The sequence below is a fragment of the Pseudomonas chlororaphis subsp. piscium genome (assembly GCF_003850345.1).
GTDB lineage: Bacteria > Pseudomonadota > Gammaproteobacteria > Pseudomonadales > Pseudomonadaceae > Aquipseudomonas > Aquipseudomonas piscium.
Genome location: NZ_CP027707.1, coordinates 4,827,962 through 4,841,077, shown reverse-complemented (window position 1 = coordinate 4,841,077; position 13,116 = coordinate 4,827,962). Strand labels below are relative to the sequence as shown.

General features: G+C 64.3%; 2 protein-coding genes. One reads left to right on the top strand and one right to left on the bottom strand.

The window, feature by feature from the left end:
- Positions 1-10,464 carry a non-ribosomal peptide synthetase gene (locus C4K38_RS21710; protein WP_414860355.1) on the top strand — a complete coding sequence of 3,488 codons (10,464 nt, stop codon included), beginning with the start codon at positions 1-3 and terminating at the stop codon, positions 10,462-10,464.
- Positions 10,465-10,710: 246 nt separating this feature from the next.
- Here the strand turns inward: C4K38_RS21710 and C4K38_RS21705 are convergent, their stop codons facing one another.
- Positions 10,711-13,089: a TonB-dependent siderophore receptor gene (locus C4K38_RS21705; RefSeq protein ID WP_081001563.1), complete on the bottom strand. Its 2,379-nt coding sequence runs from the start codon at positions 13,087-13,089 to the stop codon at positions 10,711-10,713.
- Between the last annotated feature and the right edge of the window lie 27 nt (positions 13,090-13,116).

Genomic DNA, 13,116 nt, shown 5'->3' with positions numbered 1-13,116 from the left:
GTGCAAGCATTAATCGAGTCAGTGGGTTCTCTTTCTGCGCAGGAAAAGAAAGCGTTGGCGGTCCTGCTCAAGCAGCAGGGCATCAATCTGTTCGAGATTGCGCCGGTTTTCAAGCGGCAGGAGGGGGAGCCGCTACGACTCTCTTATGCTCAGGAACGCCAGTGGTTTCTCTGGCAACTGGAGCCCGAGAGCACGGCCTATCACGTACCCCGGGCCTTGCGCCTGAAGGGCCGGCTCGACCACGCGGCCCTGCAGCGCAGTTTCGACACCCTGATTGCCCGCCACGAAAGCCTGCGTACCCATTTGCACCAGGAGGGCGAACAGGTGGTGCAGGTGGTCAATGCCCCGGCGAGCCTCGAGATCGACCTGGCAGAGGCCGACCCGCAGCAGCTTGAGGCACTGGTGGAGGCTGAAGTCGGCAAACCCTTCGACCTGCGGCAAGGCCCCTTGCTGCGGGTCAGGCTGCTGCGACTGGCGGAGGACGAGCACGTCCTGGTGCTGGTGCTGCATCACATCGTTTCCGATGGCTGGTCGATGCAGGTCATGGTCGATGAGCTGGTGCCGTTGTATGTCGCCTACAGCCAGGGCCGGGACCTGCGGTTGCCGGACCTGTCGATTCAATACCCCGATTACGCCCTGTGGCAGCGCAGCTGGATGGAGGCCGGGGAGAAGGAGCGTCAGCTCGGGTACTGGCGCGAGCTGCTGGGCGGTGAGCAGCCGGTGCTGGAGTTGCCGCTGGACCACCCGCGCCCGGCGGTCCAGAGCTACCGCGGCGCACGCCTGGATGTGGCCCTGGATGGCGTCCTGGTCGCAGGCCTCAAGGCGCTGGCCCAGCTCGAAGGCGTGACCCTGTTCATGCTGTTGCTGGCGTCGTTCCAGACCCTGCTGTATCGCTACAGTGGGCAGTCGGATATCCGCGTCGGCGTGCCGATCGCCAACCGTAACCGGGTGGAGACCGAGCGCCTGATCGGCTTCTTCGTCAACACCCAGGTGCTCAAGGCCGACATCGACGGGCAGATGACCTTCAGCCAGCTGTTGCAGCAGGTCAAGCAACGTGCCCTGGAAGCCCAGAGCCATCAGGACCTGCCGTTCGAGCAACTGGTCGAGGCCCTGCAACCGGAACGCAGCCTGAGTCACAACCCGTTGTTCCAGGTGATGTTCAACCACCAGACCGAGGCCCGTGGCGCGCGCGGCGAGCAGCAACTGCCCGGCCTGCGGGTCGAAGGCCTGGAGTGGGACAGCCAGACGGCGCCGTTCGACCTGAGCCTGGACACCCAGGAGTCGGTCGAGGGCATCTGGGCCTCGCTGACTTACGCCACCGATCTGTTCGACGCCGCCACCATCGAGCGCATGGCGCGCCATTGGCAGGCCTTGCTGCGCGCGGTGGCGACGGGCTCGGGCAGTCGCATCGGGCAACTGGCGGTGTTGGCCGAGGATGAACAGAAATGCCTGCTGCGGGAGTGGAACAGCGCGGCGGCGGCTTTCGGCCATCCGGCCGGTGTCCAGGGTTTGTTCCAGGCTCAGGCATTGCAGCACCCTGAGGCGACGGCCCTGTGCCTGGACGAGCAGTCCATGAGTTATGCCGAACTGAACCGGCAGGCCAACCGCCTGGCCCATTACCTGATCGGCCAGGGTGTCGGGCCCGAGGTGCTGGTAGGGATCGCGGTGGAGCGCTCCTTCGCCATGGTGGTCAGCCTGCTGGCGGTGCTCAAGACCGGCGGCGCCTATGTGCCGCTGGACCCCGAGTACCCGCGCGAGCGCCTGCTGCACATGCTCGAAGACAGCGGCGTGCGCCTGGTGCTGCGCCAGTCCCACCTGCAACTGCCGTTGCCCGAGGGGCTGGCGACGCTGGACATCGACCGCGCCGCTGAGGCGTTGCGCCAATGTTCCCAGGACAACCCGCAGGTGGCGGTCGAGCCGCACAACCTGGCCTATGTGATCTACACCTCGGGTTCCACCGGCAAGCCCAAGGGCGTGGCGATCGAGCATGGGGCCCTGACCGAGTTCTCCCGTATCGCCGCAGGCTACTCGCGCTTGAGCCGGGAAGATCGGGTCTTGCAGTTCGCCACCTTGAACTTCGACGGTTTCGTCGAGCAGCTGTACCCGGCGCTGACCCACGGCGCCTGTGTGGTGTTGCGTGGGCCGGAGCTGTGGGACAGCGCCCGGCTGTACCGCGAGATTATTCGCCAGGGCGTTACCCTGGCCGACTTGCCGACCGCCTACTGGAACCTGTTCCTGCTCGATTGCCTGGCGGCGGGGCCGAGGTCCTATGGCGCCCTGCGGCAGATTCACATCGGCGGCGAAGCCATGCCGCTGGACGGTCCGGCGCAGTGGCTGCGGGCCGGCCTGGGGCATGTGCGCCTGCTCAATACCTATGGGCCGACCGAGGCCACGGTGGTGTCCAGCGTGCTGGACTGCAGCGCTGGCGATGAAGTCATTGGCGCCACCGCCAGCCCCATCGGTCGCTCGTTACCGGGGCGCGCCCTGTATGTGCTGGACCGGGACCTGAACCTGGCGCCCCTGGGGGCGGTGGGCGAGCTGTACATCGGCGGTCGTTGTGGCCTGGCTCGTGCCTACCTGAACCGTCCGTTGCTGACCGCCGAACGTTTTGTGCCGGACCCGTTCGCGGACACCGGCGAGCGTCTGTACCGCACCGGCGACCTGGCGCGCTATCGCGCCGACGGCGTGATCGAATACGTCGGCCGGGTCGACCATCAGGTGAAGATCCGCGGGTTCCGCATCGAGCTGGGGGAAATCGAAGCCTTGCTGCTGGCCCAGGACAGTGTCCGCGAAGCTGTGGTACTGGCGGCCGATAACCAGCTCCTGGCCTATCTGGTGGCCGAGCGGGAGGATACCCAGGCCTTGGGCGAGGAGCTCAAGGCGATCGTCCGTGAACAACTGCCGGACTATATGGTGCCGGCGCACCTGCTGTTTCTCGAACGCATGCCATTGAACCCCAACGGCAAGCTGGACCGACAGGCCTTGCCCAAGCCCGACGCCAGCCTGTCGCAGCAGCTGTGGGTCGCGCCGGTGACCGAGGTCGAGCAGCAGGTGGCGGCCGTCTGGGCCGATATTCTCGGCGCCGAGCGGGTGGGCCTGACGGACCACTTCTTCGAAATGGGCGGCCATTCGCTGCTGGCGATGCAGGTGGTGTCGCGCCTGCGTCATACCCTGGAGCGCGAGGTGCCACTCAAGCTGCTGTTCGAGCAGCCTCGGCTCGCCGGTTTCGTCGCGGCCTTGCAGGCCCTGGAGGCAACGGCGGGCGAGCCGGCTCCGGCAATGCTTGCGGTCGGTCGCGAGCAGCCGCTGCCACTGTCCTATGCCCAGGAGCGCCAGTGGTTCCTCTGGCAGCTGGACCCGCAGAGTGCGGCCTACCATGTGCCCAGCGCCCTGCGTCTGAAAGGGCGGCTGGACGTGGCCGCCTTGCAACGCAGTTTCGACACCCTGGTGGCTCGCCATGAAAGTCTGCGCACCCATCTGCAGCAGGACGGCGAGCGCGCAGTACAGGTGATTCGTCCTCAGGCAAGCCCGGCGATCGAGTTGCTGGAGGTGGACGAGCAGCACCTCAAGACCCTGGTCGAGGCCCATATCGCCCGGCCTTTCGACTTGCGCCAGGGCCCGCTGCTGCGGGTCAGCCTGTTGCGCCTGGCCGAGGACGAGCATGTGCTGGTGCTGGTCCAGCACCACATCGTCTCCGATGGCTGGTCGATGCAGGTGATGGTGCAGGAGCTGGTGCAGCTGTACAGCGCTTACAGCCAGGGCTTGGCGCTGCAACTGCCGGTCATGCCGATCCAGTACGCCGATTACGCGGTATGGCAGCGCCAGTGGATGGAGGCCGGGGAAAAACAACGTCAGTTGGATTACTGGCGCCAGCTGCTGGGCGGTGAGCAACCGGTGCTCGAACTGCCGTTCGATCACCAGCGCCCGGCGCTGCAGAGTCACAGTGGCGCCCGCCTGGATGTGCCGTTGGACCGCTCGCTGGTGACCGGCCTCAAGACCCTGGCCCAGGCCCAGGGCGTGACGATGTTCATGCTCTTGCTGGCGTCGTTCCAGACGTTGTTGCACCGCTACAGCGGCCAGGAAGATATCCGCGTCGGCGTGCCGATCGCCAACCGCAACCGGGTCGAGACCGAGCGCCTGATCGGCTTCTTCGTCAACACCCAGGTGCTCAAGGCCGATATCGACGGGCAACTGACGGTTGCCCAGCTGTTGCAGCAGGTCAAGCAACGGGCCCTGGAAGCCCAGGCCCATCAGGACCTGCCGTTCGAGCAGTTGGTCGAGGCCCTGCAGCCCGAGCGCAGCCTGAGCCTCAATCCATTGTTCCAGGTGATGTTCAACCATCAGACCGAAGGCGGCCTGGACGATGAGCAACAGGCGCTCTCGGATTTGCGCATCGAGGGCCTGGAGTGGGAGCGCCGTACTGCCCACTTCGACCTGGACCTGGATGTCCATGAAAGCCGCGATGGTCTCTGGGCCTCCCTGGGGTATGCCACCGACCTGTTCGAGGCTGCGACCATTGAGCGCATGGCGCGGCACTGGCGGAACCTGTTGCAGGCCATGGTCGCCGATCAGCAGCAGAGCATCGGTCAGCTGAACCTGCTGGATAAAGACGAGCAGCGGCACATTCTCCAGCTCTGGGACCGCACGGATTCCGGCTTCTCGGCCAAGCGACTGGTGCATGAATTGGTGGCCGACCGCGCCCGGGAAAATCCCGATGCGGTGGCGGTGATCTTTGGTGAGCAGCAACTGACTTACGGCGAGCTGGAACGCAGCGCCAACCGTCTGGCCCGGGCCCTGATCGCTCGTGGCGTCGGCCCGGAAGTGCGGGTGGCCATCGCCATGCCGCGCAGTGCCGAGATCATGGTGGCCTTCCTGGCGGTGTTGAAAGCTGGCGGCGTGTATGTGCCGCTGGACGTGGAATACCCGCGCGATCGCCTGCTGTACATGATGCAGGACAGCCGCGCCAAGCTGCTGCTGACCCACACCGCGGTACAGCAACAGCTGCCGATCCCGGACGGGTTGAATACCCTGGCGGTGGACCGCAGCGAGGAGTGGGCCGGCTACAGCGATACCGCGCCTGAAGTGGCGCTGGACGGCGACAACCTGGCCTACGTGATCTACACCTCCGGTTCCACCGGCATGCCGAAAGGCGTGGCGGTGTCCCACGGTCCGCTGGTGGCGCATATCATCGCCACCGGCGAGCGCTATGAAATGACCCCGGCGGATTGCGAACTGCATTTCATGTCCTTCGCCTTCGACGGTTCCCACGAAGGCTGGATGCACCCGCTGATCAACGGCGCTCGGGTGCTGATCCGTGACGACAGCCTGTGGTTGCCGGAGCAGACCTACGCAGAAATGCATCGTCACGGTGTCACCGTCGGCGTGTTCCCACCGGTGTACCTGCAACAGCTGGCCGAACACGCCGAGCGCGACGGCAATCCACCGGCGGTGCGGGTGTACTGCTTCGGTGGCGATGCGGTGGCTCAGGCCAGCTACGACCTGGCCTGGCGCGCCTTGCGTCCGACCTACCTGTTCAACGGCTACGGCCCGACCGAGACCGTGGTCACCCCACTGCTGTGGAAAGCGCGCAAGGGCGATCCATGCGGCGCGGCCTATGCACCGATTGGTGAGCTGCTGGGCAACCGCAGCGGCTACGTGCTGGACGCCCAACTGAACCTGCAACCGATCGGTGTCGCTGGTGAGCTGTACCTCGGTGGCGAAGGCGTGGCCCGTGGTTACCTGGAACGTCCGGCACTGACTGCCGAGCGTTTTGTCCCGGATCCGTTTGGTGCACCCGGCAGCCGCGTCTACCGCAGCGGCGACCTGACCCGTGGCCGTGTGGATGGCGTGGTGGATTACCTGGGGCGGGTCGACCATCAGGTGAAGATCCGCGGTTTCCGTATCGAGCTGGGCGAGATCGAAGCGCGCCTGCGCGAGCAGGATGCAGTGCGGGAAACCGTGGTGGTGGCTCAGACGACCGCCACCGGCAAGCAACTGGTGGCCTATCTGGTGCCAGTGGAACCCGCCCTGGCCAGCGATGCCTCGGCACAGGCCGAGTGCCGCGAAATGCTGCGCCGGGCATTAAAGACCCGCCTGCCGGATTACATGGTGCCGGCGCACTTCCTGTTCCTGGACAGCATGCCGCTGACCCCCAACGGCAAGCTCGACCGCAAGGGCCTGCCGCAGCCGGATGCGAGCCTGGTACAGCAAGCCTATGTGGCGCCGCAGACCGAGTTCGAGCATCAGGTAGCGGGAATCTGGGCCGATATCCTCGGCGCCGAGCGCATTGGCCTGAGCGATCATTTCTTCGAGCTGGGCGGGCACTCATTGCTGGCCATGCAGGTGATTTCACGCCTGCGGCAAATCCTGGGCAGGGAAGTTCCTCTCAGGACCCTGTTCGAACAACCGCGGCTGCAAGGCTTCGTCGAGGCCTTGTTGAACCCCGAGGCGCTGGCGGCCGACAGCGCGCCGGCCTTGCTGCCGGTAAGTCGCCAGCAGCCGTTGGCCCTGTCCTATGCCCAGGAGCGTCAATGGTTCCTCTGGCAACTGGCCCCGCAAAGTGCTGCCTACCATGTCCCCAGTACCTTGCGTTTGCGCGGCAGGCTGGATCAGGCGGCCTTGCAACGCAGCTTCGACACCCTGGTGGCGCGTCATGAAAGCCTGCGCACTCATGTGTATCAGGATGGCGAGCGCGCGCTGCAGGTGATTCGTCCTGCCGCGGCGTTGCAGATTGCCCGGGCCGATGCGGACGAAGCGGGGCTCCAGGCGCTGGTGGAGGCCGAGATCGCTCGACCTTTCGATCTGCAACAAGGGCCTTTGCTGCGGGTCACCCTGCTGCGTCTGGCCGAAGACGAGCATGTGCTGGTGCTGGTCCAGCATCACATCGTCTCCGATGGCTGGTCGATGCAAGTGATGGTCGATGAATTGGTGCAGTTGTACGCCGCCTACAGCCAGGGCCAGGACTGCCAACTGCCGGCATTGCCGATCCAGTACGCCGATTACGCACAGTGGCAGCGCAGCTGGATGGCCGCAGGCGAGCGCGAACGGCAATTGGGTTACTGGCGCGAGCTGCTGGGAGGAGAGCAACCGGTTCTGGAGCTGCCTTGCGAGCATCCGCGGCCAGCCATACAGAGCTATCGCGGCGCCAGCCTGGAAATCGAGCTGCAGGCCTCGCTGGCGGCGGGGCTCAAGGCCCTGGCCCAGCGTGAAGGCGTGACCCTGTTCATGCTGTTGCTGGCGTCGTTCCAGACCCTGCTGTATCGCTACAGCGGGCAGTCGGATATCCGCGTCGGTGTGCCGATCGCCAACCGTAATCGGGTGGAGACCGAGCGCCTGATCGGTTTCTTCGTCAACACCCAGGTGCTCAAGGCCGACATCGACGGGCAGATCACCGTTGCCCAGCTGTTGCAGCAGGTCAAGCAACGCGCCCTGGACGCCCAAAGCCACCAGGACCTGCCGTTCGAGCAGTTGGTCGAAGCCCTGCAACCCGAGCGCAACCTGAGCCACAACCCGTTGTTCCAGGTGATGTTCAATCATCAGAGCGACGCCCGTCTGCTGAGTCGCGAGCGGCAACTGAGCGATGTGCGGGTGGAAGGCCTGGATTGGGGCAGCCAGACCGCCCAGTTCGATTTGAGCCTGGATACCCAGGAGTCCGCGGACGGTATCTGGGCCACGCTGACCTATGCCACCGATCTGTTCGAGCACGGCATGCTCAAGCGCATGATGGGGCATTGGCAGAACCTCTTGCAGGGCATGCTCGACGCGCCACAGCAGAGCGTCAGCCAACTGCCTTTGCTGGACCCTCAGGAGCAGCGCCTGATGGTCGAGCAATGGAACGCCACCGAGCGCGATTACCCGCTGCAATACCCTGTGCAGCAGTTGATCGAGGAACAGGCGGCGCGCACCCCCGAGGCCCCGGCCCTGGCGTTTGGCGAGCAACGCCTGAGTTACGCAGAGCTGAACCGTCGCGCCAACCGTCTGGCTCATCGCCTGATGGAAGCGGGCGTCGGCCCGGATGTGCTGGTGGGCCTGGCGGTGGAGCGTTCCATCGAGATGGTGGTCGGTCTGCTGGCAGTGCTCAAGGCTGGCGGCGCCTACGTGCCACTGGACCCGGAATATCCCCGTGAACGCCTGGCCTACATGCTGGATGACAGTGGCGTGAAACTGTTGCTGACCCAGGCTCATCTGCTGGAGCAACTGCCGATTCCCCAAGGGCTGCAAAGCCTGGTGCTGGAGCAGGGCGAATCCTGGCTTGAAGGTTACAGCGAGGAAAATCCGGGCATCGCCCTGGATGGCGAGAACCTGGCCTATGTGATCTACACCTCCGGTTCCACCGGGCAGCCGAAAGGTGCCGGCAACCGCCACTCGGCGCTGACCAACCGCTTGTTGTGGATGCAGGAAGCCTATGGTCTGGATGCCAGCGACACGGTATTGCAGAAAACCCCGTTCAGCTTCGATGTGTCGGTGTGGGAGTTCTTCTGGCCTCTGATGACCGGCTCGCGGCTGGTAGTGGCGGCACCGGGCGATCATCGCGATCCGGCCAAGCTGGTCAGCCTGATCAATGCCGAGCAGGTCACCACGCTGCACTTTGTGCCCTCGATGCTGCAGGCCTTCCTGCAGGATCCGGACGTTGGTTCTTGCCACAGCCTGCAACGCATCGTTTGCAGCGGTGAAGCCCTGCCGGTGGACGCCCAGCAGCAGGTGTTCGCCAAGCTGCCGCAAGCCGGTTTGTACAACCTCTACGGCCCGACCGAAGCCGCGATCGACGTGACCCACTGGACCTGTGTCGACGAAGGTCGCGACACGGTGCCGATCGGGCAACCGATCGCCAACCTGCAAACCCATGTGCTCGACGCTCAGTTGCAGCCGGTCGCCGTCGGTGTGGCGGGCGAGCTGTACCTGGGGGGCGCTGGCCTGGCCCGGGGTTATCACCGTCGTCCAGGGCTTTGCGCCGAGCGTTTTATCGCGTGTCCGTTAACGCCGGGAGCCCGGCTGTATCGAACCGGTGACCGGGTGCGGCAGCGTCTGGACGGGGTGATCGAATACCTCGGGCGCCTCGATCATCAGGTCAAGTTGCGCGGCCTGCGCATCGAGCTGGGCGAGATAGAGGCCCGCATCATGGAGCACGAGCGGGTGCGAGAGGCCACGGTACAGGTCCTCGACGGCAAGCATCTGGTTGGCTATCTGGTCTTGCAGGCACCGCATGACGATTGGCGCGAAACCCTCGGTGCGCACCTGCTGATGCACCTGCCGGACTATATGGTGCCGGCGCAATGGGTGTTGCTGGAGCAGATGCCGCTGAGCCCCAACGGCAAGCTGGACCGCAAGGCCTTGCCCAAGCCCGATGCCAACCTGCAAGCGCGGGAATACGTGGCCCCGCACAGCGAGCAGGAACAGCAGATCGCGGCGATCTGGGCCGAGGTGCTGGATGTCGAGCGCGTGGGGTTGCACGACAACTTCTTCGAGCTGGGCGGCCATTCGCTGCTGGTACTGATGCTCAAGGAAAGGATCAGGCAAGCCACCGGCACCCTTTTGTCAGTCAGTCAGTTGATGCTCAACCCGACGGTGGCCGGGCAGGTCGCTTGCCTTCAAGGAAGCGCTCGCAGCTCCTTGATCGTCAAGCTCAACAGCCAGACCCAGGGTACGCCGCTGTTCCTGTTCCACCCCAGCTATGGCTCGGTGCACTGCTACACGGCCATTGCCCTGGCGCTGCGTGAGCATCGACCGGTGATGGGGGTGATCTGCCGGGCGCTGGTCGAGGAGGGGAGCGACGTGCCTTCCTGGGCGGCCATGGTCGAGGAGTACACCGCGCAACTGCTCAGCGCTCAACCGGAGGGTGTCTATCGCCTGGCCGGCTGGTCCCTGGGAGGCAACCTGGCCATGGAGGTCGCCCACGCCCTGGAGCAGGCCGGCCGCCAGGTGGAGTTTGTCGGCTGGATCGATGCGTCTCCTCCTTACTGGCTCAAGGCGTATTGGGACACGGCCGTTATCGCCGATGACACTGAGATTCCGGCCAATCAGCGCCGCGTCGAGTTGCTTGGGGTCATGTTTCCCGAGATGAGCCGGCAGATCCATGACGCCTGGCTGGAAAGCCAGGCGGGCAGCGCCGATGACGCGCAGCAATGGCAAGGTTTCAGCGCCTGGGCCGATCAGGCGTTGGGAGAGGCTTACCGGGCGATCAAGGAGGAGTTGCTGCGGGGCAACGAGGCGCAGATCTCCTGGGAGGTCGACCGGACCCTGGGCCAACGCTTGCGGGACGCTGACTTCAAGCCGATCAAGGCACCTGTCAGTTGCTGGTGGGCGGCCTCGAGCAGGGCCGGACAGCATCGGGCGCTGATCGAGTCGAGCATGGAGCGCGTCATGGGCCGGCCCTGCATCGAGCAGTCGGTGCTGATCGACTCCACCCATGATCGGATCATCGACAACGCGGCATTCGTGCACAGCTTCGCCGCCGCGATGAAGTAATACCGTCAGCCACCCGAACGCCCCTGATCATTACTAATGATCAGGGGCGTTTTTTATTGCCGGTCGGTTAGTGGAAAAGGCTGGCGCGGCCCCCGCAGGAGCCCGTGGCGGAGAGGCGTCGCAGAGGAGAAGGGGATCCAGGTGGCCTGGGTTTGCAGGGGCAGGGGAGCGGCCCAGGGGGAGCGATGGCCGGGCAATAAAAAGCCCCTGGTCATGGGCATGACCAGGGGCTCGGGGAAGGCTGGATCAGAAGTTCCAGCGGGTGCTGAGCATCACGTTGCGCGGGTCACCGTAGTACGACGAATTGTAGAAGCCGATATTGGTGTAGTACTTCTTGTCGAACAGGTTGTTGACGTTGAGGGTCGCCGAAACGTTCTCGGTAATCTGGTAGCGCGCCATCAGGTCCACCAGCCAGAGAGGGTCTTGCGAGAACTTCTCCTTGGTGTCCTTGCTGTAGTTGTCGAGGATCTTCCAGCCCGTGCCTTGCCAGCGAACGCCGCTGCCCACAGTGAGCTTGTCCAGGCTGCCGGTCAGCTTGTAGCTGGTGTAGAGGTTGATCTGGTCTTCCGGTTCCCAGGTGGACACCTTGTCTCCCGCCTGATCGCGGATGACCTTGTGGGTATAACCGGCCTGCAACTGCCAGCCCGGCGCCAGTTCGCCGGAGATTTCCGCTTCATAGCCTTTGGTCTTGGCCTTGACGCCCTTGGAGGCGTAATCCAGCCCGGGGTAGCTGCCGCCAATGTAGTCGAGATCGTCGACCGGGCGGTTTTCCTCATGGACTTCAAAGTAGGCGAGGCTGGAGTTCAGGCGCCCGTCGAAGAATTCGCCCTTGAGCCCGATCTCATAGTTCTTGCCTTCATCGGGCTGCAGTGGCTTGTTGTTCCGGTCCCGATAATCGTCTTGCGGCAGGTAGATCTCGGTGTAGCTGGCATAGGCCGAGAAATTGTCGTTGAGGTCGTAGATCACGCCCGCATAAGGAACGACCTTGCCGGTGTCCTTGATCTGGCTGGTGCCGCTGACTTCGTAGTTGTTGACCCGGGTGCCGAGCAACAGGGTCAGGTCGTCCATCAGGCTGAAGCGGCCGGTGACGTAGCCTGCGCTCTGACTGGTGGTTTCATCGTTGCGTTTGGTCTGCGGGCCCCAGTCTGGCTTGGGCGCGTTGCCGTTCCAGTTGAAGTAGTCGTGGCTGTTGTTGAAGTTGGTGGCGTTGGTGTAGTCCCGGCCCAGCCAGCGGGACCTGGAGACCGAGGTGCCGACCACCAGTTGGTGTTCGCGCCCGAACAGGCTGAAGGGGCCGGAGGCGTACAGGTCGCCGGTATCGCTGGTGGTTTCACCGGTGTATTTACGGGTCAGCATCATCGCCTTGCCCGTGACCGCGTCAGGCGAGAGCAGCGCCGCCAGTGGTGCGTGGTAGCCGTTGATCTGGTGGTTGTACTGCCCTTTGACCATCCAGCCGTTTTCGAAGCTGTGTTCCAGGGTGGAGAACACGGTGCGGGTGTATTGCTCCCAGCTGCTGAACTTGGCGCCGTTGTTGAAGGAGCGGGAGCTGCCGATGCGGTTGCCCGCCGAGTCATACAACGAAGCGCTGCCGGACCAGCTGGAGCCTTGGGGTTCGCTGTCCTGGTAGTCGGCGCCGACGGTCAGCAGGGTGTCCGGCGACAGGTCGAACTCGAGAATCCCGTAGTAGACGTTGGTCTTGCGCTGGTAGTGGTCCAGGAACGATTTCTTGTCCTGGTAGGCGGCGACCGCCCGGCCACGAACGTTGCCGGTTTCGGTCAGGGGGCCGCTGACATCGATTTCCGAGCGGTAGTTGTCCCAGGAGCCGGCGCCCAGGTCCACGTAACCCTTGAACTCGGACGTCGGCTTCTTGCGAATCATGTTGATGGTGCCGCCGGGACCGCCCGCGCCGGTGAGCAGGCCGGTGGCGCCCTTGAGCACTTCGACGCGGTCGTAGATCACCGTATCGGTGAGGGTGTGGCCGGACGAGTATTGCGGGTCCTGCAGGATCGGAATGCCGTCGTACTGGAAGTTCTGGATGGCAAAGCCGCGGGAGTAGTAGCTGGTACGGTCGCTGTCGTAGGTGGCCACGGTGATGCCCGGGGTATGGCGCATCACGTCGTCGATCGACTTGAGGTTGAAGTCATCCATGGCTTGACGGGTGACCACGGAAATCGACTGTGGCGTCTCCCGTGGGGTCAGGACCAGGCGGGTTGCCGTGGCGATGGTGCCCGGGGTGTAGGAGCCGGAACCTTCGGTGATGGTCCCCAGCTGGTTGGCGACGACCTGGGTCGCGCCCAGTTGCAAGGCTGCCGTCTGGCCGGCGGTGATAGTGATCGAATTGCCCTGCAGGCTGTAACCGACCCCGGTGCCTTTGAGCAGGTTTTCCATGCCCTGGCTGGGCTGCAGTTTGCCCTTGACCGGATTGCTGCGTTTGCTTTCCACGTCTGTCGGGCTGTACAGCACCTGCAGGTTGGTCTGCCGGCCAAACTCTTGCAGGGCGCTGCCCAACGATTGTGCCGGGATGTCCAGCTCGATCTCCTGACCTTGTGCATAACCGGCTACCGGCAGGGCTATCGCGAAAACGAGGGCGCTGGGCAGAAGATTGGTGTTCAAGGCCCATCGCATGGATAGTGCCTTACTCAAAGGACTGAG

Bases quoted from the DNA above. Each gene is read 5' to 3' on its own strand.
- C4K38_RS21705 (WP_081001563.1), bottom strand. From the start codon at position 13,089: ATGCGATGGGCCTTGAACACCAATCTTCTGCCCAGCGCCCTCGTTTTC.